Annotated in this window: 23 protein-coding genes and 1 tRNA gene; 21 read left to right on the top strand and 3 right to left on the bottom strand. The window is 64.7% G+C overall.

What is annotated here, in order from left to right; translation table 11 throughout:
- The 4 genes from EPN33_10940 to EPN33_10925 form a co-directional block, all read left to right on the top strand.
- The coding region (locus EPN33_10940) for an RHS repeat-associated core domain-containing protein (protein TAN22153.1) at positions 1-1,068 on the top strand (1,068 nt) is incomplete at its 5' end.
- Positions 1,069-1,655: 587 nt separating this feature from the next.
- The gene (locus EPN33_10935) at positions 1,656-3,167 is read left to right on the top strand and encodes an RHS repeat-associated core domain-containing protein (protein TAN22152.1); all 1,512 of its coding nucleotides are present in this window, start codon (positions 1,656-1,658) and stop codon (positions 3,165-3,167) included.
- 34 nt (positions 3,168-3,201) lie between these two features.
- Complete coding sequence (locus EPN33_10930; protein ID TAN22151.1) at positions 3,202-3,600, top strand: hypothetical protein; 399 nt, start codon at positions 3,202-3,204, stop codon at positions 3,598-3,600.
- Between the two features lie 37 nt (positions 3,601-3,637).
- Positions 3,638-3,829 carry a hypothetical protein gene (locus EPN33_10925; protein ID TAN22150.1) on the top strand — a complete coding sequence of 64 codons (192 nt, stop codon included), beginning with the start codon at positions 3,638-3,640 and terminating at the stop codon, positions 3,827-3,829.
- Between the two features lie 80 nt (positions 3,830-3,909).
- On the opposite strand, the gene EPN33_10920 is transcribed toward EPN33_10925, so the two are convergent.
- Entirely contained in the window at positions 3,910-4,956 is a 1,047-nt protein-coding gene (locus tag EPN33_10920) for a glycosyltransferase family 1 protein (protein ID TAN22149.1), read from the bottom strand.
- Between EPN33_10920 and EPN33_10915 the strand changes: the two genes are divergently transcribed.
- The 11 genes from EPN33_10915 (at position 4,927) to EPN33_10865 (ending at position 15,821) form a co-directional block, all read left to right on the top strand.
- A complete protein-coding gene (locus EPN33_10915; GenBank protein ID TAN22148.1) occupies positions 4,927-5,742 on the top strand; it encodes a glycosyltransferase family 2 protein in 816 nt (271 codons plus the stop codon). The two genes, EPN33_10920 and EPN33_10915, sit on opposite strands and share 30 nt — an antisense overlap.
- Before the next feature lie 54 nt (positions 5,743-5,796).
- Positions 5,797-6,474 carry a sigma-70 family RNA polymerase sigma factor gene (locus EPN33_10910; protein TAN22147.1) on the top strand — a complete coding sequence of 226 codons (678 nt, stop codon included), beginning with the start codon at positions 5,797-5,799 and terminating at the stop codon, positions 6,472-6,474.
- The gene (locus EPN33_10905) at positions 6,467-7,165 is read left to right on the top strand and encodes a hypothetical protein (GenBank protein ID TAN22146.1); all 699 of its coding nucleotides are present in this window, start codon (positions 6,467-6,469) and stop codon (positions 7,163-7,165) included. Before EPN33_10910 ends, EPN33_10905 begins: the two co-directional genes overlap by 8 nt.
- Positions 7,166-7,172: 7 nt before the next feature.
- A complete protein-coding gene (locus EPN33_10900) occupies positions 7,173-8,663 on the top strand; it encodes a hypothetical protein (protein TAN22145.1) in 1,491 nt (496 codons plus the stop codon).
- A gap of 209 nt (positions 8,664-8,872) precedes the next feature.
- Entirely contained in the window at positions 8,873-9,745 is an 873-nt protein-coding gene (locus EPN33_10895) for a tetratricopeptide repeat protein (protein ID TAN22144.1), read from the top strand.
- 62 nt (positions 9,746-9,807) lie between these two features.
- On the top strand, positions 9,808-10,428 hold the full coding sequence (gene rnc / locus EPN33_10890) for a ribonuclease III (GenBank protein TAN22143.1): 621 nt from the start codon (positions 9,808-9,810) through the stop codon (positions 10,426-10,428).
- A 398-nt stretch (positions 10,429-10,826) separates the two neighbouring features.
- Positions 10,827-11,012 (top strand): type II toxin-antitoxin system HicA family toxin, encoded by a 186-nt coding sequence (locus EPN33_10885; GenBank protein TAN22142.1) that lies wholly within the window; start codon positions 10,827-10,829, stop codon positions 11,010-11,012.
- A gap of 197 nt (positions 11,013-11,209) precedes the next feature.
- Complete coding sequence (locus tag EPN33_10880) at positions 11,210-11,542, top strand: type II toxin-antitoxin system HicB family antitoxin (GenBank protein ID TAN22141.1); 333 nt, start codon at positions 11,210-11,212, stop codon at positions 11,540-11,542.
- Between the two features lie 34 nt (positions 11,543-11,576).
- Positions 11,577-12,380, top strand: a complete 804-nt coding sequence (gene lepB / locus EPN33_10875) for a signal peptidase I (protein ID TAN22140.1) — start codon at positions 11,577-11,579, stop codon at positions 12,378-12,380.
- Complete coding sequence (locus tag EPN33_10870) at positions 12,377-14,743, top strand: AsmA family protein (protein ID TAN22139.1); 2,367 nt, start codon at positions 12,377-12,379, stop codon at positions 14,741-14,743. The genes lepB and EPN33_10870 overlap by 4 nt, the downstream gene beginning before the upstream one ends.
- An 88-nt stretch (positions 14,744-14,831) precedes the next feature.
- On the top strand, positions 14,832-15,821 hold the full coding sequence (locus EPN33_10865) for a septal ring lytic transglycosylase RlpA family protein (GenBank protein TAN22138.1): 990 nt from the start codon (positions 14,832-14,834) through the stop codon (positions 15,819-15,821).
- Here EPN33_10865 and EPN33_10860 read toward each other — a convergent pair.
- Positions 15,818-17,506, bottom strand: coding sequence for a radical SAM protein (locus EPN33_10860; GenBank protein ID TAN22137.1), 1,689 nt, complete (start codon positions 17,504-17,506; stop codon positions 15,818-15,820). The two genes, EPN33_10865 and EPN33_10860, sit on opposite strands and share 4 nt — an antisense overlap.
- A 142-nt stretch (positions 17,507-17,648) precedes the next feature.
- On the opposite strand from EPN33_10860, the gene EPN33_10855 reads away from it, so the two are divergent.
- The 5 genes from EPN33_10855 (at position 17,649) to EPN33_10835 (ending at position 24,184) form a co-directional block, all read left to right on the top strand.
- Entirely contained in the window at positions 17,649-17,984 is a 336-nt protein-coding gene (locus EPN33_10855) for an ArsR family transcriptional regulator (GenBank protein TAN22174.1), read from the top strand.
- Positions 17,985-18,128: 144 nt separating this feature from the next.
- Positions 18,129-18,518, top strand: coding sequence for a DUF302 domain-containing protein (locus EPN33_10850; GenBank protein ID TAN22136.1), 390 nt, complete (start codon positions 18,129-18,131; stop codon positions 18,516-18,518).
- A gap of 82 nt (positions 18,519-18,600) precedes the next feature.
- Positions 18,601-19,887 (top strand): divalent metal cation transporter, encoded by a 1,287-nt coding sequence (locus tag EPN33_10845; protein TAN22135.1) that lies wholly within the window; start codon positions 18,601-18,603, stop codon positions 19,885-19,887.
- A 319-nt stretch (positions 19,888-20,206) separates the two neighbouring features.
- A tRNA-Lys gene (locus EPN33_10840) sits at positions 20,207-20,281 on the top strand.
- Between the two features lie 939 nt (positions 20,282-21,220).
- Positions 21,221-24,184 carry a hypothetical protein gene (locus tag EPN33_10835; GenBank protein ID TAN22173.1) on the top strand — a complete coding sequence of 988 codons (2,964 nt, stop codon included), beginning with the start codon at positions 21,221-21,223 and terminating at the stop codon, positions 24,182-24,184.
- A 103-nt stretch (positions 24,185-24,287) separates the two neighbouring features.
- Here EPN33_10835 and EPN33_10830 read toward each other — a convergent pair whose 3' ends face one another.
- On the bottom strand, positions 24,288-25,199 hold the full coding sequence (locus tag EPN33_10830) for an ROK family protein (GenBank protein ID TAN22134.1): 912 nt from the start codon (positions 25,197-25,199) through the stop codon (positions 24,288-24,290).
- Between the two features lie 26 nt (positions 25,200-25,225).
- On the opposite strand from EPN33_10830, the gene EPN33_10825 reads away from it, so the two are divergent.
- Positions 25,226-26,278: a hypothetical protein gene (locus EPN33_10825; protein TAN22133.1), complete on the top strand. Its 1,053-nt coding sequence runs from the start codon at positions 25,226-25,228 to the stop codon at positions 26,276-26,278.
- Positions 26,279-26,310 lie beyond the last annotated feature (32 nt).

The following is a 26,310-nucleotide window of genomic DNA, read 5'->3' as shown; positions in this document are numbered from 1 at the left end:
CTGATCTCGGTGGATAATGGCTCAACGGCGAGTTACGTGTACGGGCCGGAGGGCCGGAGGGTACACGAGGACGTGGGCGGTGTGGTAAAAGAGTTTGTATATGGAGCCGGGGGGCAGGAGCTGACGGTGGTGAACGCAAGCCAGGGGCTGATCGCCGGGGAGACCTACCTGGGCGGGCGCTACCTGGGCACGCAAACGCCGAGCGCCTTTGTCTGGGCCGCGAGCGATGAGCTGGGCACGGTGCGGGTACGCACCAACGCCAGCGGCGCGCCGATTGAGACCGACACGAGCTGGCCGTTCGGCGCTTACCTGAACAACGTGGGATCGGTGTCGAACCTGCACTTCACGGGCAAGTACCGGGATGGGTCGAGCGGTCTCGACTACTTCGGCGCCCGCTACTACGACGCCAGTCTCGGCCGCTTCCTGACCCCCGACTGGAGCGCCACGCCCGAGGCCACGCCCTACGCCTCGCTCGCAAACCCGCAGTCGCTCAACCCTTACGCCTACGTCCTGAACAACCCCACCACGGCCACCGACCCCGACGGGCACTGGTGCGTCTTCGGGCATTTTGGCACGTCCTGCTCCAAGGCGAAGGCGGCGCCGGTGAAGGAGGGCGGACCAGATGATTCGCTCTCGGGTACGCTCAAAATCACGCTTTTGGGCATGCGTGATGCCGCAACTGGGAGAATCCCGGCAAACGCGAGCGCCCAGGAGCGCAACGCCGCCAGCGCAGCCGGCATGGCGATGATGGTCAGCGGCGTCGGCGAAGGAGAGGAAGTCGAGGCCGGAGTCAAGGAAATCCGCGAGCTTCTGGAAGGGGTTGTCGACGAAGGAGGCTCGGCGTCGCGCATTGTCGCCAAATCCGGGGGAATCCAGCAGGCCACTAAAGATTTCGAAGCTCTGCCCGGGCAGGCGGCCGAAAAGAGCCGCAGCGTTCTGGTCAAACAGCTTCCGGACGGCAGCAAGGCGATATTGCGCGGCAGTTCTGACGGCCGCGAAACTATTGAGATTCAGCACGCCAATGGCGAGGTCACGAAAATTCGATACACCCGGGGCGGTGGTGAATGAGAGATCTCACAAGCGAGGAGCAGATCCTTAGCGCGGGTATCCAGAAAACAGTTTCCTACTGCCCCGCCGATTACGGTGCTCTGTTGCGGCCAGAGTGGGCCGCTGCGAGAGGTTGCGTAGTCGTGCCAACGGAGTCAGCGGCGCGGCTGCCCGGGGGCCAGATCCCACTCATTTCGACGGCGCTCGCCAAAAGGGGCTATGACCAGTGCTACGTCGTCTTGTCGGAGGACCTAGGGCTTGAGGAGCGCCCTGTCGCACTTGGAACGAGTGCCTCCGAGTTTGAGGCGCTCAACTCCAGGTACGGGATCTATCGGTTCGTGATCGTTCCGGCTGACGCTGCATGGGCGATAGCGTGCAACGAGTGGTTCAACCTGTTCGGGGCGCCGCAGGGATTGGTCGCCGAGATGCTCGGCTGCGAACCAGAATTGGCACGGCGTGAATTCGATTTATACGCAGCGAAAATTGGTGGGTCGTTGACGTACGTTGCTGATCTCTACCGAAGCCAGGCAGCCTGACCACGGCCGGGGGTTGTCCGCGACACCGCCCGATCGGGCGGGCGCGGGTCAGCCGAGCCTTCTCCACCTGAATTGGGAGAGGGAGCACATCGCGGCCCGCAGAACTCGCTCAGCGCGAGCGCCAATAGCCCGTTTACGGCCACCCCGAGCGGCAGCTCGCTCACTGGCGGCAGCAACCCGCAGCCTCCGCCGGGCGCTTACAGTCTGAGCAGCGTGAGCTACGCGCCCGATGGCGACCTGCTGAGTTCAACCGACAGCGCCAATGGCAGCTTCAGTTTCGGCTACAACGACCTGAATCAGCTCGTCTCGGCGGCCTGCTCCTCGTCGCCCTGCACCGGCGACAGCGCCAGCTACGCCTACGACCGCTACGGCAACCGCTGGAGCGAGAGCGGGACATTACCCGCCGCCGCGCCTACGGCGCTGAGCTTCAGCGGCTCGACGAACCGCATCTCCGGCTGGAGCTACGACGCCAACGGCAACCTGCTGGGCGACGGTGTGCACTCCTATCAGTACGACGCCGAGAACCGGCTGATCTCGGTGGATAATGGCTCAACGGCGAGCTACGTGTACGGGCCGGAGGGCCGGAGGGTACACGAGGACGTGGGAGGTGTGGTAAAAGAGTTTGTATATGGAGCCGGAGGGCAGGAGCTGACGGTGGTAAACGCAAGCCAGGGGCTGGTGGCCGGGGAGACCTACTTGGGCTCGCGCTACCTGGGCACGCAAACCGCGAGCGCGTTTGTCTGGGCGGCGAGCGATGAGCTGGGCACGGTGAGGGTACGCACCAACGCCAGCGGCGCACCGATCGAGACCGACACGAGCTGGCCGTTTGGCGCTTACCTGAACAACGTGGGCTCGGTGTCGAACCTGCACTTCACGGGCAAGTACCGCGACGGCTCGAGCGGCCTCGACTACTTCGGCGCCCGCTATTACGACTCGGGCCTCGGACGCTTCCTCACCCCCGACTGGAGCGCCGCGCCGGAGGCCACGCCGTACGTTTCGCTAGCCAACCCGCAGTCGCTCAATCCCTACGCCTACGTGCTGAACAACCCGACCACGGCCACCGACCCCGACGGACATTGCTTCCTTGGCCTCTTCGGCAAGAACTGCAGCAAATCTAAGGGCGGTCTCAGCCGGGCGGCCCAGTCGCAGCTTCATTGGGAACTGAGCACGCTTGCGGGCGTGAGCGTTGGCGAGGGTGCCATTGAGTGGGGTGGTGCCGCGGGCGTGATTGGCTCCGAGCTCGGACCTGGCGATCTCGCGATAGCGGGAGGTGCAGCGGTCCTTGGGGCTGGGGCGGTCCTATTGGCACACCACCTGCAAAGCGAAAACGCGGGAGACAAGGCAACGGCACTGCTTCCGCCCAAAGCGAGGAAGATTCTCGGCGGGCTCGCCGGACAGGCGGCACAAACCGTTCGGGATGTGATTCGTGGGCGCGGCGGAAATGCATCGAATGTTAACGAGACCGGGCACTGGGCAGATCGGACGCTGGGGCAGGCAGCCGAAGCTGCGGCAAATGGTGACCGCGGCGCGGCCAAAGCGGTCAAGATCACTAAGGACGCTGCGCGGCTTGCGCAGAAGCACTAGGAGGCCAACCATGCCAAATTTGGGAGAGCGATTTGTGAAGGCCGCGATTGCGCTTGACCCGGTGCTGGCGAGCTTCGGGTCGATCACCGGACAGAGGCTGGAGGGGGTACGGGCCGAGCACTGCGAGGGGCTTCTAGTTCAATTGGTGCTCGACTTCGGCGAGCAGTCAATCATCGCTGTTGCCGACGCGGACTACGACACGCTCGAGCTCGGGGTGGGACCGCGCCCCCGCGCTTCGGAGCTTGTGGAAGTAATCTCTAAGCCGCCCTGGCCGATCTACAGGGCGCAGCCGTTTGCCTGGGGCTGGCTCACGATCAACCAGCAAGGGTACGTGGACGGGGCACTACTAGGTTTCGGAGATGACATTTATCCCAAGCTGGTCCTGAACGTGATGGGCTCCGAGATAAAGGTAGGCACGATCAATTTCGGCTAGTGATGATCGCAGATCAGGCGGCTTTCCCTGCCGATCTGTGGATGGGCGGAGTTGGGTGTGCGGCGCACGTTCGTGGGTTGCGCTGATCCGCCCGGCTGGGAGCGAGAGCGGCGCATTACCCGCCGCCGCGCCTACGGCGCTGAGCTTCAGCGGCGCGACGAACCGCATCTCGGGCTGGAGCTACGACGCCAACGGCAACCTGCTCAGCGATGGCGTAGACTCCTTCTGACCAGCCCTCCTCAATTCGCTCAATCCGGAGTGCGATCCTGGACGTGGGTCGTGGGGCCCGGTAGGACGCCTCTGTTCAGTCTAGCCGTCGTAGGCGGCCAGGGTTGCCTCGGCCATGCGCTCGACGGTGAAGCGCTCCCGCAGGCGTGCTTGCGCGGCGGCAACCAGGCGTGAGGCCAACGCAGGCTCGCGCAGGAGCCGCAGGCCCGCCTCCGCCAGCGCCGCGGTGGCGCCGACCGGAACCAGCAGGCCGGTGACGCCATCTTCAATCACTTCGGGAATGCCGCCGGCCTGGCTGGCGACCACGGGCCGTTCCAGCGCCATGGCAAGCAGGGCCGCCGAGCCGAAGCCCTCCTCGTGGCTGGGCATCAGCACGACATCGCCGGCTGCGACCCATTCTGCGGGCGTAAAAGCGGAATCGGTCACAAAATGCACGCGCGCTGCACATGCCAGCGCGGCCGCCTGCCGGTGCAGTTGCGGCTGCAGCGGTCCCCGCCCCGGCAGCACGAGGCGGCAGTCTGCGGGCATGCGCGCCAGCGCGGCGATTGCGTCGGCCACGCCTTTTTCCGGCGTCAGTGCGCCCAGGCAGACCAGCCAGCGCGCGTCCGCCTCGATGCCGCTGCGGGCGCGCACGCGCGGGCGGGCAACGGCGGGGTCGGGCAGGTCGTGCAGGGCAATGCCATCGGGGACGACCGCGATGCGCGCCGGCGCCAGGCCGGTGGCCTGCACCTGGGCGGCGACGAACCGGGAGACGGCAAGCACCCGGTCCAGGCGGCGATATTTCCAGCGCGAGAAGGGGCTGCGAATGGCAAACGCCACCCTGCGGCTGAGCACCTGCCGGGCGGCGCCACCGTGCGCGGCGCGCAGCATCCAGCTATGAGCGTGACCCTCATGGGCATGCACGATGGCGGCGGTCTGTGCGTGCTGCCGCGCCGCACGCGTTCCCGGCGCCAGGACGCGAAAGCCGGCGCCTGCGAAGCGCTGGGCGACGGCGCCCTCGGGCGCCACCAGCGTCTGCTCGCAGCCCCGCTGCCGCAGCTCGTGCGCCAGCAGCCACAACTGTTGCTGGCCGCCGCGCCACTCGCAGCTGAAGTCCACATGTACAATTTGGCTTACGCGGTTCAGCACGCGCTACTCATGAAGATTTCCGCCCGCATCAACACATTCAACGAGGAGGATAACATCGGCGCCGCGCTGGAGTCGGTGGCCTGGGCAGATGAAATTCTGGTGGTCGATTCCTTCTCGACCGACAACACGGCCGCCATCGCCCGGCGTTACACCGACCGGGTCATTCAGCATGAGTTCGCCAGTCACGGAGCGCAGCACAACTACGCTGACACGCTCTGCAGCTACGACTGGGTGCTGGTGCTCGATGCCGATGAGCGGCTGACGCCGGAGCTGGCAGCCGCCCTGCAGCGGCTGCGTGAGGGGGGCGAACCGGCTGCCGACGGCTACCGCATGGCCCGCCGGGCGTGGTATCTGGGGCGCTGGATTCGTCATTCAGGCTGGTATCCGGACTGGCAGACCCGCCTCTACCGCCGCGCGGTGACGCGCTGGGATGGCGAGCCGCCGCACGAGGCGCCTAAGGTGAAGGGCACTGTCGCCACCCTGCCCGGCGACATGCTGCACTACACCCGGCGCAACCTGCACGAGCATGCCGCCATCATGAACTACTACACCGACTTGGCCTCGGCGGCCCGGCGGCGGCAGGGGCGGCGCGTCTCGCCCTGGCAACTTGTCTTAACGCCGCCTTGGATCTTTTTCCGGAGCTTGGTTCTCAAGCAGGGGTTTCGCGACGGATGGCCAGGCCTGGTGATCGCCTACTTCGCCGCGCATTACGTCCTGCTCAAACAGGCGAAGCAGTTGGAGGCCGAGCGGAATGGCGGGAACAAGGCGAACCAGACCGGGGTCTAATGAGGCGAGCGGCAGTTCCGTAGTAAATTAAAGTGGTTAGGGTCGGCGATTCACATGTCCACACAAGACACTACGGCGGGGTTTACTGCGGCGGTGACAAGCCCGGCTTGGGGTGAGCAGCGGTTGGCCAAAGAGCTGCGGGCGGGGTCGGTCGAAGCCTTCAACTACCTCATTTCTATATATCACCAGCCGCTTTACCGCTTCATCAGCCGCTACATGGGCAGCAGCGAGGAGACGGCGGACATTCTGCAGGAGAGCTTCCTGAAAGTGTTCCGCGCGGCGGCGCACTTTGAGGGAAAGAGCAGCCTGAAGACCTGGCTGTATCAGATCGCGCTGCACGAGGCCAGCAATCACCGGCGCTGGTGGATGCGGCACAAGCGGCAGGAAACCTCGCTCGACGCCAGCGACGCCAGCGGCATGGATTGGGCGCAGCGACTGCCCGACGGCCGGGAATCGCCCCTGAGTCTGGCGCTGCGGCAGGAACAGCGGCTGGAGTTGCAAGCGGCGCTGCGGCAGGTTCCGGAACCGTTCCACACGGTATTAGTTCTGCGCGAGGTGGAAGGGTTCAGCTACGACGAAATTGCCGAAGTGCTGCAGGTGCGCATGGGCACCATCAAATCGCGCTTGCTGCGCGGGCGGGAAATGTTGCGGCAGCAATGGTTGCAGCGGCACGCCGGCGCGGAAGCAGAGGAAGTACTGACCGGATTGAGGAGTATGCACGGCCATGTCTAATTCGCAGCAGTCCGCAGCAGAGTGGCACGGCCTGACCGGTAGTTGCGCAGTCTTACAGCCCGCGCTGTCGGCGTATCTCGATGACGAGCTGGATTTGAGCGAAAGCGGCGCGCTGATCCACCATCTGGAGCAGTGCCGCGAATGTTCCGAGCGTTTGGATCAGTACCGCGCACTGGGGGAGCGGCTACGCACCTTGCCGGCGGCGCCGCTGCCGGCGGATCTGGGATTGCGGCTGCGGGTGAAAGCCTCGCAATACGCCGTGCGCGGGCTGCGCTGGGAGTACTGGCGGATCCGGCTGCGCAACGCTATCGAGGCGATGGCGCTGCCTACCGCGGTGGGCACCATTGCGGCACTGTGCATGTTCGCCGCGCTCGTGGGCGGGATGCGCGCGCCGGTGGCAGCCAACCCGCTGCTGCCGGATCCGCAGGTGGGCGTGGATGCAGAGCCGCCGCGGCTCACGAGTGCGCCGATATTCGACATCAGCGTCCCGCTGCTGGTGGAGGCGCAAATCGACGCGACCGGGCACGTCTACGGCTACAGTGTTCTCTCGGGCGTGCTTAACCCCACGCTGATCTCGCGCCTGAATAACCAACTTCTGATGAGCGTCTTCCAGCCTGCCACCACCAATTTCGGCCAGCCGACCACCGGCCGGCTGTTGGTTTCCTTCGGCAGCGTGGATGTACGCGGCTGAACTGCTCTTGCTTCTGCGCCGACGTCATATCGCTTTGCTTGCCGGGATCAGCCTGCTGGGCGTTGGCCTTTGCGCCCAAGCGGTGCACAGCAACGTCGTCGTAGATTCCAATCCGTCCGTTTTCGCGATGCTGGCGGGGCTGAATGCGGCCGGCTATGACACAGGCGTGAGCGCGAAGAATCCCATCCGCGAGGCGGTGCGCGCCCAGATTGCCGCCCATCCCTCGCCCGCGGTTACCCGGCTGAAGGCCTACTACGCCGTCCACCACCTGCCCAATCGGGCGCAGGATTTGGCGCGCTATGTGACGCTGGCGCTGTTTCTGGGCAACCCTCCCGGGCTGACCCTGACCATTACCCCCGAGGGGCTGCCGCCCTCGGCGGAATCGGTTTCCGACATCCTGCCGTTATTGCGCGATTTCTGGCAGCAGACCGACATGGATGCCGTCTGGCAGAAGATCCAGCCCGGATATGACGCCGCGCTACAGGCGGACGCCGCCCAGGTGCGCTCGACGCTGACGCGCGTGAACGCTTTTTTTCGCATTCCGCAAGCGTACTCGCCGCGGCAGTATTTCATTTTTCCCGATGCCATGATCGCGCCGGGCGAGTCCGACGCGCTCAATTACGAGGACAACTACTACCTGGTCGCCAATCTGCACCTGAAAAGTGAAATGGCCCAGGTGCGGCACACCTATCTGCATTTTCTGCTGGATCCGCTCATCGCTCAGTTCCCGGCGGCGATTGATCCGGTCGAGCAGGAGATCCTGCCGCTGGTGGCCAACGCGCCGGCGCTCCATGTGCAATTCAAGCGCAACGCGACGCTGCTGTACACCGAGTGCCTGGTGCGTGCGGTTGAAATTGAGCTCGATCCGGCGGCGGAAGCCGCGCGTGACGCCGAGGTGCAGGCCGCGATGGGGCAAGGCCTCGTTCTCACGGGACTGTGGTACGACCAGCTCACGAAGTTCAGCACGGACCCGGCGAGTTTCAGCGAATTTTACCCGCAAGCGGCATTTGCGCTCCGCATTCCGGATCTCGCCGGCAAGGTCAAGCACCTGCGGTTTGCGCCCGCGCCAGCGGTGAGTGTGGCGGCCGCTGCCCCCGAACCGATTCGCGCCCCCAGCCCGATGGCGCTGGCGCAGAAAAGCTTCGACCAGCACGATCTGGCGACCGCGGCTGCGCTCGCCCAAACGGCCCTGCGCCAGCCCCATCAGGATCACGCCTCGGCCTACTACCTGCTGGGCAAAATTTCGGCTCTCGAAAATCACCCGCAGCCGGCCATGACCAACTTTCTACTGGCGCTACAAGCGTCCAGCCCCGGCGATCACTATCTGCGCACCTGGGCCAATATGTACCTGGCACGCCTCTACGATGCGGAAAAGGATCGGGCGCACGCCGTTGCGCACTACAAGGCCGCGCTGGCAGTCGCGGACACACCCGCCTCCAAAGCCTTGGCCGAGGCGGGCATTAAGGCGCCGTTCCTGCCGCCGGGAAGGCCGCATTGATACGGCCGACGTGGCTCGCCACTTATTGCCCGGGTCGCTCCCGATGGTCGCCTGGAGTGCGGGCTTCGATTCCCGGCAGGGTCCGCCCGCTGGCGCTCAGGGCTCCTCCAAGCTGCCGCCATATCGTCTCGACGCGCGCGCCAGAGCGCGCTATCATCGTTCCATAGCATCCACCACCGCATCACAGAGAGTAGGGAATTAACACCGTCATGCTGAAACGTACTGCACTGTTCTCCGGCAGCCTGCTGTTGAGCCTCGGGCTGGCGCTGGCCGCGCCTGCCGCCTTCGCGCAAACCACACCCGCTACCCCGGCCGCGCCTGCCGCTTCGCCGCAGAGCGCGATTCTGGCGGCGGCCGCGGTCGTGCCCAAGCCTAAATCAAAGGCGGAAGTCAAGGCGCTGCAGAATCTGCAGAAGATGTCCACCAGCGACACGGTGACGTCGGACCAGATGGATGCTGCGCTGACCAACTTCGCCACCCAGTTTCCCAGCAGCGAATATCTGGGTGTGGTCGCCTCCTACGGTCTGCGCTTCTACCAGACGCCGCCGCACCAGGACTACGAGAAAAGCCTGCTCTACGGCGAGCAGACCATCCAGCATGAGCCGGTCAGCGTCTACGCGCTGGCGACGGTGAGCACCATCATTGCTCAGCACATCTCCAGCACGGACCTCGATTACGCGCAACGCAAGGCCGAAGCCGAGAAGGATGCCAACACGGCCGTTGCCGTGGCCAACACGGTGGGCGCGAAAATCAACGGCGTGCCTTTTCCTGATTCGGCCAAGAGCGTCGCCCGCTCCATGGCCTACGCCGCGCTGGCGCAGCTTGCGGTCAAGGATAAGGATTACGGCGCGGCGGTGAACGACTACAAGCAGGCGGTGCAGAACGACCCCTCGCCGTACAGCAAGGCGTCGGATTACTTCTATATGGCGCGCGCCCAAATCGCGGGGAAGCAGTACGCGCAGGCGCTGGATTCGCTCAACCAGGCGCTCCAGGCCGATCCGAGCGACCCCAATATTCAGGCGGCGGTCGCTTCCAACAAAAAGGTTGTGGCCGAGCTGGAAAAGCAAGGCGGCGGCAAGTAGAGGCCGCGTATACGGAAGCGCTCGAAACCGCTCTCGGCTACGAGTTCCGCGAGCGGCACTGGCTGCTGCGGGCACTGACGCACCGATCGGCGCGCGACGCCGAGGGCCACGACAACGAGCGTCTGGAATTCCTGGGGGACGCGATTCTGGAGCTGCGGGTGAGCGAGCGCATTCTGGACGCGTTTCCCGAAGCCAGCGAAGGCGAGCTCACGCGCTTGCGTGGCTGGATGGTCAGCGCGCGCAACCTCACGGTGGTTGCTGAGCGCCTGAACCTGGGCGAGCACCTGCGGCTGAGCCGTTCGGAGGATTCTGTGGGTGGCCGGCACAAGCAGCGCCTCCTCGCCAATGCGCTCGAAGCGGTCATCGCCGCAATCTATCGCGATGGGGGCTACGCCGCCGCGGCTGCGGTCATCGACGCCCAGATCGTCACGCCCAGTCTCGCGCTGCACCAAGCCGGGGCACTGCACGAATTTGCCTACAAATCTGCGCTCCAGGAGCGTGCCCATGCCGCCGGGCTTCCGCTGCCGGTTTACCACCTCGTAGAGGCGACTGGCCCGGAACACGTCAAGCAGTTCACGGTGGAAGTCCGCCTGGCTGACGGCACACTGGGGCGCGGCGCCGGCGGCACCAAGAAGCAGGCCGAACAGCGGGCCGCCGCGGCGGCGCTGGCCGCGCTGACGTAGGTGGCGTGGGCCTAGCGTGGCCGCGCTATCCAACCACTTGACGGCGCGCTCCTGCGTGGCATAATCGGCGGCATGGCGTTCGAAGATGAAGAAATAGCCCGGGAATTCGAAGATGCTAAGCGACTACCGGAGTGGCTCGCCACTTTTTGCCCTGGTCGCTCCCGTTGGTCGCTCGGAGTGCGGGCTTCGATTCCCGGCAGGACCCGCCCGCTGGCGCTCGGGGCTCCTCCAAGCTGCCGCCAAACGCACCGTCGCGGTCATGGCAGCAGTAGGGACGACATTGCCGAGGGCGTCGACGGAACGCCAACGTCGGTGCGGACTCCGGAGACCCCAGAAGAACCGTTGCGGTCAAACTGAGAAACCACCGCCCCGCGCAGGGGTGCCAGCAGTACCGCATTGTGGTACTATCAGGCGGTACGAATCGAAAGCACGCGAAAACGCTTGCCGCGATCTTTGCGCACCCGGTACCGGCGAATCTACGCTGGTCCTACGTCGAGGCGCTGCTTGCTAGCCTGGGGGCCGATATCAGCGAGCGCGCTGGATCTCGCATCGCAGAGGTGCTCTTCGAGCAGGTGCAGGTCTAGGATCAAAACCAGACTTGGTGTAGCACGCTCGGTCAGAGTGCGTGCGGCTTCTCCTGATGTCGAAGCCGCAAACGACCCGGGCCGCCGGGCTATTGGAGGTCTGGTTTTGCTCTACCATCGTCCGCATCCTTCCCGATGGCGGATAAGGGCGCGGTGGCCAGCCTGCGCCGGTGGTTGGGGTCGAATGGGATAAGGCCATGAACATCATGAACATTGGCGGCTATCGTGCTGTCGTTACCTATGATCCGGATTCGGATCGGCTACGCGGCGAGTTCCTGGGTTTGAACGGCGGGGCAGATTTTTACGCTCGCAGTATCGGCGCGCTGCGGACCGAAGGGGCCAAATCCCTGCGCGTATTTTTGGAGACCTGCCGGGAAAGAGGAATCGAGCCGGTGCGGCATTTTTCCGGCAAATTCAACGCGCGCGTCCGGCCCGAGCTCCACGCCCGAGCGGTTGAGGCAGCGGCCGCTCAAGGTATCAGCCTGAATCAATTGGTCGAGCAGGCCATTGCCCGCGAGGTCGAGGACTAGATCCGCGTCGCCGGACTGCTAGACTTATACTTTCATGGCCCGATCTGCATCCCCGAAGGCGCCACAAACGCCGCCCAAAGCCGCTGGCGCCAAGGTACGCTCGCTGCAGGATTCGCCGCTGCGGGTATGGCTGCCGACGCTGGTGGTGGCACTGTTCATCATCACGTTTGTTGCGCAGCCGTTTGCCATCCCGTCCGGTTCAATGGAAAACACGCTGCTGATTGGGGACCACCTGGTGGCCGATCGCGTGCGGATGTCACCGCCCGCCAAATGGGCGCCCAGGATTCTGCCCTATCGCAACATCGAGCACGGCGATATCGTCATTTTTCTCGCCACCCAAAACGACGTTTCGCTGGGCACGACGCCGGGGGAGCACATCGTCAAGCGGGTGATCGGTGTGCCGGGCGATCACATCAAGCTGATCCATGGGGTGGTGTGGCGCAATGGTCATCCCCTCACGGAGCCTTACGTAATCACGACAGGCGAGTACGATCCCGCGCGCGATGATTTTCCCAATGGCGGGCCGCTAATGGAAACCGCCCCGGCGTGGGCTGCGGCGCTGCCCGCGTACGTCCATGATGGGGAGCTGGTCGTCCCACCGGGCATGTACTTTTGCATGGGCGATAACCGCGACAATTCGCTCGATTCGCGCTACTGGGGCTTCGTGCCTCGCGCCAATATCGTCGGCCGCCCCAGCGTGGTTTACTGGTCCTACCAAAGCACTGCGGCGCAGTATGACGCGACCGGTCTTGGCGGACGGCTGGGCAGCCTATTGTCGGAAATCGTCCACGCCCCCTTCCGCACCCGCTGGAGCCGTACGCTACATCTGCCCAAATGAAGAAGCGTCAGATATGGATCGGGATCATCATCCTCGTGCTGATTCCCATCCTGGTGCCGCTCATTACCCTGCCGCACGCGAATGCGGAAATCCTCCGTTCGCTGGAGACCAGCCTGGGCCGCAAGATCACCGCGGACGGGGTGCACTTCCAGCTTTTTCCGCTACCGGGCGTCGAACTGGATAACGTCCAGCTCGCCGACGATCCCGCCTACGGCCTGGAAGATATGGTCATGGCGGGCAGCGCCACCGCCAACATCAGCCTCTGGAACCTGATGCGCGGACGGCTGGTGTTCTCGCATATCCACCTGCAGAGCCCGAGCATCAACCTGGTGCGCAACCCCGCCGGGCGCTGGAACATTGCCGCTCTGCTGGAGAGCACGGGCCGGCCGCGCACCGGCCCATCCCCTCGCCCCTCGGTTCGTTTTCCTTACCTCGACTGGAGCGATGCCCGCGTCAACTTCAAATTCGACCAGACCAAGACACATTTCTATCTTGACCAGGTGAAGGGATCGCTGGCGCGTGAGAGCTCCGATTGGCGGCTGCACCTGAGCTTTGTGCCTGCCCGCAGTGACTTGAATTTATCCAATACCGGGGTAGTCACGCTGGATGGCCGCTGGCAGACGCGTGGCGCCAGCCTCATGCAAGCGCCTTTCGACGTGGTGCTGCATCTGCGCGACTCTTACCTGGCCGGCTCCTCGGCCTTGTTGGTGGGTCACGATGCCGGGGTGCATGGCATTCTCAGCGCGGTTCTGCACCTTGCTGGTACGGGGCGGCAGTTCTCCATTAGCGGCACGGTCACGGCACAGGGGCTGCGCCGCTGGGATTTGCTGCCCACTTCGGCCGCGATCACGGCCGCGGTGGCCGCCCGCTACACGCCGTCGCAGGATCGGCTCACGATCGAGCATATTGGCGATCCCGGCTGGCAACATGTGCAGTTGTCCGGGTCGGTGCAGCATGTCTTCTCCGGCCGCAGGACGGATCTTTCTCTGCAGTTGCACAAGCTGCCAGCGGGCGCGCTGCTGCCCGTCATGCTGGCACTGAAGGCGAATTTGCCCTCCAATCTGGCGCTTACCGGCACGGTCGATGGCGCCGCGCACCTGACCTGGGTGGCCGATGAAGCCGTGCCGGAAGGTCACGCCAGAATCACTTCCGGCGGCCTGAAGTTTGCCGACAGCGCTGCGAGTCTGGCCCTGCCCGCCGCCGTGCTCCTCTGGAACGGCCACCAGCTAACGGTCCCGGTGACCCATGCGACGTTCGAGCGGCAGGGCGCTGGCGCGGCGCACCTGCGGCTGAGTGGCAAGCTGGACCCGCGCGGCTTCTCGTTCACGCTCAGCACGCCATCGCTCGACGCCACAGGCACGGCCGCGCTGACGCATCTGCTGGGCTTACCGTCGCCCTGGCCGCAGCGGCTGAGCGGCGTGGCGCGGCTCGACTTGCGCCTGGCTGCCGCCTGGCCACAATTTCGGGAGGTCGCCTGGAGCGGGGAGGCCAATTTCGTGCGCGCCGGTCTGCAGCTCCCCGGCACCTCGGGGTTGGAGTTGCAGCCGCTGGCGCTGCGGCTGGGAGCAGGAGGGCCGCAGCAGGCCCGCTTCGGATTGGCATCCCAGCCTGTGCACGGCTCGATCACCTGGGAATCTGGCGGCGGCATGCGTTTTTCACTCACTGGCCGGAATTTGCAGGATCATGCAGTTTGGAGCCTGCTGCACTTTTCGCGCGGCGACCTGGTACAGCGCGTGTTCGGCACCGTTTTGGGCGGGGATGCGGCAACGCCCGCCTGGCTCAGCCAGTTGCACGCCAGCGGGAGCGTGCGGTTTCAGCAGCTCGACTGGAACGGTATTGCTGCCGACGTGCAGCTTCAAGTGGCCGCATCGCCCGGGGCCTGGCACGCTCCCGAACTAAAAATTCATCTCGCACAGGGGCTGTTCGCCGGCCATGGCCGGCTGCTGCGGGGCAACTTCGAGATTACCGGCGCGGTTCCCTCCCGTGAGCCCGTGCGCCTGGCGCCGCTGCTCGAGAAAACTCCTTACGCCGGCGTCCTCAGCGGCGTGCTGTCGGGCTCGCTCGCCCTCACGCGGCCCATGTTCGGTGGCAATCTGCAACACCTCGAGGCTGCCGGCAGCTTCCGGATTCGCAACGGCGCCCTGGCTACCTCCGACGGTGCCTGGCGCTTTCAGTCCTGCCGCGGCGAGTATCACCTTAACCGTGGCCAGGCCGCATTGACGGATGTCGATTGCGCCGCCCACGGTCTGCGGTTTACCGGTTCCGGCACCGCACAATTTGATTCCGACGGCGCCCTGACCTACACAGTGAACCTGCGCCATGGCTCCCGCGCCCTCCGCCTTGTGAGCCCCACCGGCCACTGACGACTCGTCACGCAGCACTGCCCCTTTACTTCCGCGGTTCCACCCCCTGACGGTACTCAGCCCGCTGCGCCATACTAAGCCCGAGGGAATGCATGTCCGCCGACTCCTCTTCGACCTCCGGTTTCGATGCTGCCGCCAAGCGCATCGAAGAAGAAGTGAAGCGCCTGATTACAACCTTGAACGACGAGGTGGTTCCCGCACTGCGACGCGACGGCGGCAAGACGCTGCATCGGATTGCCGACAAGCTGCATCAGCTTGGCGACACACTCGACCGCTCGCGCTCGTAGCGCTGGTTGCCTTTGCCGTCGCGGCTGCCGGCTGCGGCCACAAGCCCAAGCTTGTTTCGCCCAGCTCTGCGCCGCCCTCGATGCCGCCGGGCGTATCCTGGGGCGCGCCGCTTCCGGCAGCAACGGTGGCGACCGCCGCAACGCCCGCCCCTTCACCTGGGCGTCAGCCTGCGAGCCGCTCCAACTCTGCGTATCCGAGTCCACCCACGGCGCTTGCGCTGCCTGCCGGCAACTACAGTCCCGACTATCGCGTCGGCGAGCTTTGGGAAACCGGTGTCGCGAGCTTCTACGGTCCACGCGAGCAAGGGAATTCCACTGCCAGCGGCCAGCCCTTCGATTACCGCAAGATGACCGCCGCGCATCGGCTTCTGCCGCTGGGCACGAAAGTCAAAGTCACCGATCTCCGGACGGACCAATCCGTCGTGGTCACGATCAATGACCGCGGCCCGTTCTGGCCGAACCGCATTCTCGACTTGTCCTGGGGCGCAGCAAAACGAATTGGCGATCCCGGACTCGACCGCGTCCGGATCAAGATTGTGCACCTGCCAGATCCCGTTCCACCGGGTATCTACACGGTCCAGGTGGGCTGGTTCACGGACAACCAGCAGCTTAAGCAGTGCCGCAGGTTGATGCAGCAGAGGCTGGACGATCCTGTGATTGCGTTCGGTTCGGACGAGGGGCGCTGGCTGCGCTATAGCAAGTCCGTTCACCTGGAAATGGCGCCTGCGGCCCGCATCGTGCGCTTCCTGCGCGCCGAGCATTTTCCTGCATATCTCGTCCGCCTGAACTAAGTCTCATCCGCCAGAGGCAAGCTCGGGGCGGGGCTGCCAGTGGCTTGCCGCTCGCCGGAACCGGACGCGCGCGTCTGCCGCCATAACGTCTTCATTTCCCAGAGGAGCCGTGCCATGGCGGCAAGGTGCCGGCAAATTTCCCGGCTACGTTGCAGCGCATAGCGGGACCGGGACAGAATCGGGTAGCCGGGCCGGCGGCTGCGGCGGTCCTTCAGCCGGAAAAAGCCACAGACCATCGGATGGCGGTCCTCGGTCTGGATCGAATTCTTGTACCAGAAGTAGCGAAAGAAATTACTCCAGTACTCCTGCGGCGGGCAGCGCCGCAGCAGCGGCCGCAGGTTTTCCAGACTGTAGAAGCTGCGCCAGGCTTCACGGTACAGCCCCTCCCAGGCTTCGGCGCTGAGATGGGGATGATGGGTGACCGCATGGAAAGAATCGTAGCGGTTGTAATCCGGATGCATCCACTCCCCGCGCCGCAGCAGCGTGAGGTGATCCTGCGACCCGGGCAAGGGGGTCAGCATGAAAAACGAGGCATGATCCGGCCGCACTTCCTGGATCAGCGTGGTCAGGTCGCGGCGGACCGATTCCACGGTGTCGTGGGGAAAGCCGATGATGTAGCCCACGTGGGTCGAAATGCCGGCGGCGCGATAGGCCTCCATCAGGCGGGGGTAGTCCTCGACATGATTCTGCTTTTTGCCGGCGGCTTTCAGGCTCTCCGGATTCAGGCTCTCCATGCCGATAAAAACGCTGGTGCAGCCGGCGCGACTGGCTTTTTCCAGAAAGCGCGGAATCTTCCAGGAGAGCACATCCGCCTGCATCATGAAGCCGATGGGGATCCTCTCAGCTTCGCGCATGTGGATGAGAGCGTCGAAAATCGCCTCCCAGTTCTTGTTGCGCGCAAAGTTGTCGTCGGTGAAGAAGTAGAATGTGACCCCGTGCGCGCGGTGATTGTGCCGCAGCTTCGCCGCGATCTCTTCGGCCGGACGGAAACGCATGGTGCGCCCCTGCACGTTGATGATGGTGCAGAAGCTGCACGCGTAGGGGCAGCCGCGACCGCAATCCAGGGTGCCGAAGTTGGAAGCGGCGAACTTGCGCAGGTATTGCCTGCGAATCACCGGCAGCGGCTTGCCGGCGAGATCGGGCTTGTCGCCGGTGAAGTCATAGAGCGGCCGCAGCCGTCCGTGGAGTGCGTCCAAGAGCAGATCGCCCCAACTCGCTTCCACCTCGCCCTTGACGACCGTGACCCTCAGGTCGAGGAGTTCCTGGATGTCGGGCGGAATCTCCGGTATCAGCTCCAGGCAGCCGGTCACGTGGAAGCCGCCGATCAGCACCGTCAGTCCCGCCTGCCGAAACCGGCGCGCCAGATCGGTGGCGCGAGGGAACTGGTTGGTCTGCACTCCCACCAACCCCACAATGGTCTGGCTCTTGCCCGCCACCTGCGAGCGGCAGATGCGCTCCACCGGCACGCGATCCACCGTTTCGTCGAGCACGTGGATCGCAACCCTGATATCTCCGAGCAGATTGCGCGCCACCACGTCTTCGGTCAGGCCCGTGAGGCAGGCCAGCGTGTTGCTGGGCAGCACGCCGCGCCAGTGCCGGACGGGATAGCCATCGTCGTCGTAGAGCGTCGGCTTGATCAGGTAGATGTGCAGGTTGCTAGGCACGCTGAAAACTGATGTTGGCATCGCCGCTTTCTGCCGCGTGTCACAGTTTTGTAATTTTCTCTTCCCGGATCCGGTGTGACTTCAGGCACATCGGGCCCCACGCGGCGTGCTAGTTTATGCATGTATGGCTATCGAAGCATATAGGCGCCGGCCGTCCGTGCGGATGACGGAAAACCTAATCGAGCCGGTCGCCCAGCGTTTCCGGGCGCTGAGCGAGCCGCAGCGGCTGCGCATCCTGGTAGCGCTGGAAAGCGGCGCCAAACCGGTGCATGAAATTGTGGCAGCGCTTGGCGTCAGTCAGCCGACCGTTTCCCGGCATCTCCAGGCGCTGGCGGAGGCCGGACTGGTCTCCCGCCGCCGTTCCGGGACCAGCAGCTTGTATTTCATTTCCGACCCGCTGGTATTCAAGCTCTGTGATCTCATGTGCGGCGACGTCACCCGGCAGGCGCAGGCGGCGCTGCGGCAGTTCGCACCGGGGAGGAAAGGGGCGCAGTCGTAGGAGCAGTTTTAGCGTTGGTGTTTCCTACGCTGACCGGATGCGTGCGGCTTTTCTTGGTGAAAAGCCGCATGAGGGGCGCTTGGTCGGGCTACAGCGGTGCTAAACCTGCTCCTACGGCCGCTATCCTACAGAAAAGAGGTTCCTATGCTGTACCAAGTCAAATCAACCAAACCCATCGCCCAGATCGGCCGCGACCTCGAGGCCGCCGCCCAGAGAAATAAGTTCGGCGTGATGGCTGTCCACGACCTCAAGGCGAAGATGCAGGAAAAGGGCGTTGACTTCGCCAGCGAATGCATGATCTACGAGGTTTGCAACCCGCAGCAGGCGAAGAACGTGCTCGATGTAAATCCGCAAATCTCCACCGCCCTGCCCTGCCGCGTCTCCGTTTATCCCGACCCCTCGGGCGGCGTCACGCTGGCCACCATGCGCCCGACCGCGATGATCGAAATGTTCCACACCCCGGGGCTGCAGGCCGTCGCCCAGGAAGTCGAAGCCGCGATCATCCAGATCATGGACGAAGCCGCCCACGGCTGATGGGCTGGGGCTTGGCGTGGCTGCGGAACGCCACCCACGTGAGGCTTGACGGCAGAGGGCTTCTTAGTTTCCAATGTTGACTATGCGACCCAGTCGCTCTTTTGATTTCGTAGAAGATGCGACTTTGTCGCAAACAACCGTACGAGCGCCTGCACGCGGCTCCAAGGCTTGGCTGCGGTTTGCCTGGGTGTTGGGCCCGGGCCTGATGGCTATGATGGCCGACACGGACGTGGGCAGCATCGTCACCGCTGCGCAAAGCGGAGTGCGCTGGGGCTACGCGCTGCTGCCGCTGCAGATACTCCTGATCCCGGTGCTGTACATCGTTCAGGAGTTGACCGTGCGGCTCGGGCTTACCACCGGCTGCGGCCATGGGGAGCTGATCTGTACTTACTGCGGAAGAAAATGGGGCTGGGTATCGGTGAGTGGACTGACCATCGCGGTACTGGGCGCGATGGTCACCGAGTTTTCGGGGATCGCCGGAGTCGGCGAGCTGTTGGGCGTGCCCCGCGCGGTGAGCCTGTCGCTGGCGGTGCTGTTCCTGCTGGCGGTGGTCTGGGCGGGATCCTACCGCCATGTGGAGCGCGTGGTGCTGGGACTGGGCCTGTTCGAGCTGGTTTTTGTCTGGACAGCGACCAGCGCGCGCCCTGGCGCCGAGGCGATCCGGGCCATGGCGGGCGCGTGGCACAGTATGGACTTCCGCTATCTGGTGGCGGCGAATATTGGAGCGGTGATCATGCCGTGGATGATTTTTTTCCAGCAATCGGCGGTGGTGGATAAGGGCCTGAAGCCGGAGCATTTGCGCGCGGCGCGCTGGGATACCGCCATCGGGGCGGTGGTGACGCAGGTGATCATGGCCGCAGTGCTGATGACGGCGGCGCTGAGCGCGAGCTCGCCCCGCGCAGCGGCGGCGCTCGGCACGATGCGCGGCATGGCGCAGATTCTCGTGCCGCAGCTTGGACCGCGCTGGGGCCGCATTGTGTTCGCCGCCGGCATCAGCGGCGCGGCGCTGGTGGCGCTGCTGGTGACCGCGCTCGCGGCCGCCTGGGGTCTGGGCGAAATGACGGGGTACAAACGCTCGCTGGAGCATACGCCGCGGCAGGCGCCCTGGTTCTATGGGGTGTATGCGCTGGCGGTGGTGGGTGCGGCGGCGCTAGTGGCGCGCGTGACGGATCTGGTGGCGCTCAACGTCGCGGTGGAAGTCATGAACGCGCTGCTGCTGCCGCTGGTGCTCGGGCTGCTCGTCTATCTGGCGGCGCGCGTGCTGCCTGCGCCGCACCGCCTGCGCGGGGTGCAACTGCACACCGCCGTGATTGTCTGCACGCTGACCAGCGCGATTGGCGTGTGGTGCGGACTCTCCAGCCTGCTCTGATTCCGCTAAGGTTTTTCCGAACGCGCCCGGGAGCCGGTGAGTTCAGATCCTTCGTTCGGATGCACGTTTTGGCGCCGCCCCGCGGCGCTACAAGCGGACGACATTCAGGTCGGCACGCCCAGCCGCGGCAGCAGCCAGCGCATTACGACGAAGTAGGCGACCACCGCCCCGGCAAGCTCCAACAGGCCTGTCATGCTCTCAGTGTGCCACAGCGGCCACGCGGCGGAGGGCGACGCCAGTCCGGCGGTACACACGGCATCCCGGCTAAGGCGGATTTAGGCCGGGCCAGCGCGCGCGACCGTGGCAAAATGAAGAGCGGGGGACGGTAGCTCAATGGTAGAGCATTGCCCTTTTAAGGCAAGGGTTCTGGGTTCGAGTCCCAGCCGTCTCACCACCGCCTGACCGCTTCCGCCGTCACGCCAGCCACAAGCAAATCGAAAAGCCCGGTTTTCTGGGTAGCGAATTCACCGTCACCGGAGGGTAGATCGATCCGGGCTGGAGAGACTGTGAATGTACACAGACTTCAGGAACGCAATTTCCTTCTGTGCGAGTTCCGACGGCCGAAAAGCAAACTGGGCTTCGGAGAAATAGTAATCGGGCGGGCCCCGCAGAAAGCGACGCCGGAGACTGAGATGCCATCGCGTCCGGGCAGAGAGAACTCCACCAGATGAGATGAAAGCCGGCGAGTCTTCAGGCCGTGCGGGATAGAGATGGGGCTGCCGTCGAGCGGGCGCGTACCGAAAAACACGGCACAATCGTGCATTGCGCAACCGGCGCACCCGCCGGAATCGGAATATGAAATAGTTGGGCCGGCGGGTGCGCGAGCGCTGCCCGTGGGAGCTTGCGGGGTAGCGGGGTGAAGCAGCACCGAAGTTGAGCCATCGGCACCCTCGCTGGCCGATCCAGCCCAACCCTTAAGACCGAGCCAGAGCCTGCCTGCAGCTCCGAAGGCGGCGTGCCGGTTGGTTAAATCTGCCGGTACGAGGGCGGAAATCCTCCTCGGGCAATAATGCTCGCTGTTTCCTGAGCCGTACGTGCTCGGGAGAACGATAACGGCTAGCTCGACCGTTCGCGTCGCCGGCGAGCGGTGCTGCGGAAAGCCGCAGACTGCTATCAGGACCGCGAAGCCGACAGCGTAACTGGGCTTGCGCAGACAGCTTGTTGAACGAACCGGGCTGCGACACTCAAGTGTGAGCTTTTGGAACACGAGGATCGCTCCACAGAAATTCTAAATCGGTCAACATCGCCGCGGCGCGCTTGACATAACCCCGACCGATTGCATACAGTGGCCCGGCAGTCTTCGGGGGCACTTGTGCGACATTCTCAAACTGTCATTTGTTTGTTGACCGTGGCGCTGGCGGGGACGCTGGGGGCGCAGCAGTTTGCGCCGAAGGCTTCGATTCCGCCGGGGGTGGGTCCGGCGGCGGGGCAGGCGGTCGATCAGGCGTACACAGCGAAGATCCGCAAGGACACCACGGAGCCGTACTTTGACTCGCCGCTGGTGGATTATCTACCGGCCTCGAAGACGGTGCCTACGCCGGAGGCGGTGCTGGGCGACATCGCGGGCGCGCCCAACATTCTGCCGCACTCGACGCTCGTTTACCGCTATTTCCGCATGCTCGCCAAGGCGACGCCGCGCGTGCGCGTCTATGTGATTGGGCATTCGGTCGAAGGGCGCGAGCAGATCGCCGTCGCCGTCACCAGCGAGCGCAACTTCGCCAAGCTGGAGGAGAACAATCATCTCCTGGCGCAGCTTGCCGACCCACGCTCGATCCATCTCGACGACACCGAGGCCGAGAAAATCGCATCGGAAGCCGTACCGGTTTACTACATCACCGGAACCATTCATTCCAGCGAGACCGGCGCCCCCACCGCCCTCATGGAGCTCGCCTACCGACTCGCGGTGGACGACAGCCCCTACATTCAGTACATCCGCAATCACGAAATCACGTTGATCACCCCCATCGTCGAAGTCGATGGCCGCGACCGCATGGCCGATCTCTATAAATGGCATCGCGACCATCTGGGCGAGAACTATCCGCGCCTGCTCTACTGGGGTCACTACGTCGCGCACGACAACAACCGCGACGCCATGGCGCTCACGCTGCCGCTCAGCCGCAACATTCTCAATACGCTGGTGAGCTGGCATGCCCAGGTTTTGCACGATCTGCACGAGTCGGTGCCGTACCTTTACGACAACACCGCCGGCGACGGGCCATTCAACTCCTGGATCGATCCCATTCTCGCTAACGAGTGGGAAATCATTGCCTGGAACAACGTCCAGGCGATGACCAAGTTCGGCATGCCGGGCGTGTTCACGCACGGTGATTTCGACACCTGGTCGCCGGGCTATTTAATGTTCCTCGCTGCCATGCATAACGGCATCAGCCGGCTCTACGAAACTTTCGGCAACGGCGGCGCCGACACCGAGATGCGCACCCTGAGCAAGAGCGAATACAGCCGCACCTGGTTTCGGCAGAATCCTCCGCTGCCGCGCGTGCTCTGGTCGCAGCGCGACAACAACAATTACGAGGAAACCGGCCTGCTGACCTCGCTGCACTTTTTCGCGGAGAACCGCGACCGCTTCCTGCGCGATTTCTATCTCAAGTCCAAGGACGCGGTAGAGAAGCCGGAAAAAGAAGGCCCGGCCGCCTACGTGCTCTCCGCCGCCGATGCGCGGCCGCAGCTTCAGTACGAATTGCTGCGCGTCATGCAGTTGCAGCACGTTGAGATCAACCGCGCCGATCAGGCGTTTACGGCCAACGGTCAGGACTTTCCCGCGGGCAGCTACATCCTGCGCATGGATCAGCCCTATTCCCGCATTGCCGACACGCTGCTCGACGTGCAGTACTGGGCGCCCAAGGATCCGCAACGCACGCCCTATGACGACACGGGCTGGACGTTCGGGCAAAATTTCAATACCAGCGTTGCCCGCATCACGGACAAGAGCGTCTTGAGCGTGCCCATGACGGCCGTGACCACGCTGCCGCTGGGCGGCGCGGTTGCAGGCGCCGGCCCGGTGTTTGCCATCAACGACAAGGCCGAAACCTCGCTCGCGCAGCTCCGCTACCGGTTGCCCAATGCCAATATGCAGGTTGCCGACGCCGCCTTCGGCGCCGCCGGGCACGACTTTGCTCGCGGCAGTTTCGTCATTCAGGGCGTCGATGCGGGCGCACTGGACAGCGCCGTCAAGGGACTCCACATTACTGCCTACAGCCTGGCTTCGGCGCCCGACATCGCCATGCATCCGGCGCGCGCGGCCCGCGTAGCCATCCTGCACAGTTGGATTGCGACGCAAACCGAGGGGTGGTGGCGCGAAGCTCTTGACCGCATGCACATTCCCTACGGTTACATCTCGACCCAGACCGTCGCGCGCACGCCTGATCTACGCGCGCAATACGACGTCATCCTGTTTCCGCCGATTGGGCGTGGCGGGAGCCTCGACAGCATCGTCAACGGAACGCCCACCGACTGGGGAAATCCGCTGCCCTGGGAGCACACGGCCGAAACGCCGGCGCTCGGGATTCTGGATCACACCTCGGACACGCGGCCCGAACTGGGCTGGGCGGGAGTTGCGAATCTGCAGAAATTCACCCGCCAGGGCGGGGTGTTGGTGACCGTGATGGATACGGCGAATCTTGCCGCGGCCCTGGGCTTCACGCGCGGCGTCTCCGTGAGTAGCCCTCCCGATGAGCGCATTATCGGGACGCTGGTGGATAGCGTCGTTACCGATCCCACCAGCCCCATTGTTTACGGCTACGGCAAGAACCTCGCCCTCTACTGCTATCAATGCCCCGCTTTCGGCGTCAGCGACGTGAGCGGCGGCCGTGGAGGCTTCCGCCGCCTCGGCGCCGGTATCGGCAACCGCGCCACCGGGCGCGGCGGCCCGGAAGGTCACGACTTTGTCGTTGGCCGCGTCAACCAGACGCCGCCCATCGAGCCGAGCGTGCAGCCCTGGCAAGCGGCGCCCCTGTCCGAGGGCGCCGAGCGCAACAACCCGAACGTGATTCCGCCGCAGTTCCGCCCGAGGGTAGTTGTGCGCTACGCCGACGCGCGGCATTTGCTGATCTCCGGCCTTGTGCAGGGCGCTAACTCCATCGCCGATCACGCTGCGGTGATTGACGTACCGGTGGAACAGGGCCATGTGGTGTTGTTCTCGAACAATCCTATTTATCGCGGCGAGACGCGCGGCGCGTATTCACTGGTGCTGAATACCCTCTTGAATTGGGACCACCTGAGCACGGGGACAAAGGGGTCAGGGGCCAGGGGTCAGGGGGCAGGGAACAGCGGGAATTAGTTCTCGTGATAGAGGCGGCGCAGAAGCCATTGCGCGGCGGCGATGACCACGCCGAGGAGGATAACGGCGGCGGCGCCATCGCGGGCGGCTTGGAACAGGCCGGTCATGACAAGCAAAGGGCGGCGGCGCCGGCGATGCCCGCGTCGGCACCATAGCGCGCGGCGCGGAGCGGGATTTGCTGGGCGCGGGAGTTGATGGTCCACTGCGGCAGTTGCGCGCGGATCTGCGGAAACCAGGCGGCCATGAGCTTGCCCATGCCGCCGCCGAAGATAATGACCTCGGGCTCGAGGAGGTCGACAATCGTGCCTAGCCATTGCGCCAGAAGGGAAGCGGTTTCGGCCAGTATCTCGGTGGCCAGCCGGTCGCCGGCACGCCAGGCGGCAGCGACGTGCTCGGCCGCAATCGGTTGGGCGCCGGCAAGCTGACGCAACTTTGCCGCGCGACGCGGCTGACGGCGCGCCGCCGCTTGCGCGCGGCGAGCCAAGGCGGGTCCGGAGGCCAGGGCTTCAATGCAGCCGCGTTTGCCGCAGCCGCAGCGCGGGCCGCGTGGATTGATGGAGACGTGTCCGCCTTCGACCGCGGCGCCGGTGCGGCCGTGATAGATCTTGCCGTCGAGCACCAGGCCGGCGCCGATGCCGGTGCCGAGGGTGGCGTAGAAGACAGCGCCATAGCCGCGGCCAGCGCCCCAGCGGGCCTCGGCGAGCGCAGCGGCGTTGGCGTCGTTGTCGAGGTACGTGGGGAATTTGAACCTGCGCTCGATCGTTCGCACCAGAGGGAAATTACGCCAGTAAGGAAGATTAGGCGGGTTGATAATGACGCCGCGGCGCGGGTCGAGCGGTCCGGGCGAGCTGAGGCCGATTGCAGCCACGCGGCGGTTGCCGCGCGCCTGGGCGATGGCGGCTTCGACGGCCTCGATGCCGTTCATGGGAACCCGAACGCGGCTGAGGATACGGCCCTCGGCAGTCACCCGTCCGGCGGCCACTTTTGTGCCACCGATATCTACTCCCAAGTACACTCTCGGAGTATACTGCCTCGAACTCTATGAACTTCGCATTTGTTGGTTTGGGAATCCTCGTTATCGCAGGCATCGCCAACGGCAGCTTTACGCTGCCCATGAAGTTTACCCGCGCCTGGGAGTGGGAAAACACCTGGCTCATCTATACGCTGTGGGCGCTGGTGCTGTTTCCGCCGCTGCTGGCCTGGCTGACGGTGCCCAATCTCGGCGCCGTCTATGCTGCGCCCGGGGCTGCCGCCATCATGTGGACGGTCGCCGCGTGCGGCGCGGGCTGGGGCATCTCGCAGATCTTTTTCGGCCTGGCGGTCGAAGGCGTCGGCATTGCGCTGGCGTTTTCGGTGATTCTCGGCTTGTCGGCGGCGGTGGGCAGCCTGGTGCCGCTGCTGCGGCAGAATCCGGGCGAGCTGTTGCAGCCGCTGGGTTTGCAAGTGCTGGGCGGGGTCATCCTGGTGCTCATCGGCGTGGGCGTGTGCGCCGTCGCCGGGCGCAGGCGGGAAGCCGCGCTGAAGCCGCCGACTGCCCCGGAGGCATCCGCGAGCGGAGCGGCCGCGGTCGCCGCTCCGGTGCGGCGCACCACGATCGTGCAGGGTCTCATTTACTGCCTGATCAGCGGCGTGGGTTCGGCGCTGGTGAACATCGGCTTTACTGAGGGCCAGCCGCTGCAGCAGTTCGCCCAGTCGCATGGCGCGGCGGCCATCTGGGCGCCCAACGCCGTCTGGCTGCCGCTGATGCTTGCCGGCGGCATTCCGGGCTGGCTGTATTGCGGTTATCTGGTCAAAAAGAATCACACGGGCGATCGTTTTCGCCGGCCGGCGACCGGCGCCTATTGGTGGCTGGCCGGATTGATGGCGATTTTCTGGTTTGGCAGCACGGTGCTCTACGGCATCGGCGCCGGAAAGCTGGGTTCACTCGGCACCGTTCTCGGCTGGCCGGTCTTCATGTCGCTCATCGTGATCACCGCCAGCGTTCATGGCCTGCGGACGGGCGAATGGAAGGGGAGCGGGAAGCAGCCGGTGCGCATTATGTACGCCGGCATCGCTGTGCTGATCCTGGCGATTGTCGTCCTCTCTCGAGCCTAGTTGCGTTAGCTCACGTCTGTGATATACTCCCG

It is taken from the genome of Acidobacteriota bacterium, assembly GCA_004299485.1.
Lineage (GTDB): Bacteria > Acidobacteriota > Terriglobia > Terriglobales > SCQP01 > SCQP01.
The sequence above is the reverse complement of the archived record's forward strand: the minus strand, read 5'-3'. Positions and strand labels throughout refer to the sequence as shown.

Bases quoted from the DNA above. Each gene is read 5' to 3' on its own strand.
- EPN33_10910 (TAN22147.1), top strand. From the start codon at position 5,797: ATGTCCACACAAGACACTACGGCGGGGTTTACTGCGGCGGTGACAAGC.
- EPN33_10825 (TAN22133.1), top strand. From the start codon at position 25,226: ATGAACTTCGCATTTGTTGGTTTGGGAATCCTCGTTATCGCAGGCATC.
- EPN33_10915 (TAN22148.1), top strand. From the start codon at position 4,927: ATGTACAATTTGGCTTACGCGGTTCAGCACGCGCTACTCATGAAGATT.
- EPN33_10895 (TAN22144.1), top strand. From the start codon at position 8,873: ATGCTGAAACGTACTGCACTGTTCTCCGGCAGCCTGCTGTTGAGCCTC.
- EPN33_10850 (TAN22136.1), top strand. From the start codon at position 18,129: ATGCTGTACCAAGTCAAATCAACCAAACCCATCGCCCAGATCGGCCGC.
- lepB (TAN22140.1), top strand. From the start codon at position 11,577: ATGGCCCGATCTGCATCCCCGAAGGCGCCACAAACGCCGCCCAAAGCC.
- EPN33_10860 (TAN22137.1), bottom strand. From the start codon at position 17,506: ATGCCAACATCAGTTTTCAGCGTGCCTAGCAACCTGCACATCTACCTG.
- EPN33_10865 (TAN22138.1), top strand. From the start codon at position 14,832: ATGCATGTCCGCCGACTCCTCTTCGACCTCCGGTTTCGATGCTGCCGC.
- EPN33_10855 (TAN22174.1), top strand. From the start codon at position 17,649: ATGACGGAAAACCTAATCGAGCCGGTCGCCCAGCGTTTCCGGGCGCTG.
- EPN33_10870 (TAN22139.1), top strand. From the start codon at position 12,377: ATGAAGAAGCGTCAGATATGGATCGGGATCATCATCCTCGTGCTGATT.
- EPN33_10905 (TAN22146.1), top strand. From the start codon at position 6,467: ATGTCTAATTCGCAGCAGTCCGCAGCAGAGTGGCACGGCCTGACCGGT.
- EPN33_10880 (TAN22141.1), top strand. From the start codon at position 11,210: ATGAACATCATGAACATTGGCGGCTATCGTGCTGTCGTTACCTATGAT.
- EPN33_10845 (TAN22135.1), top strand. From the start codon at position 18,601: ATGCGACCCAGTCGCTCTTTTGATTTCGTAGAAGATGCGACTTTGTCG.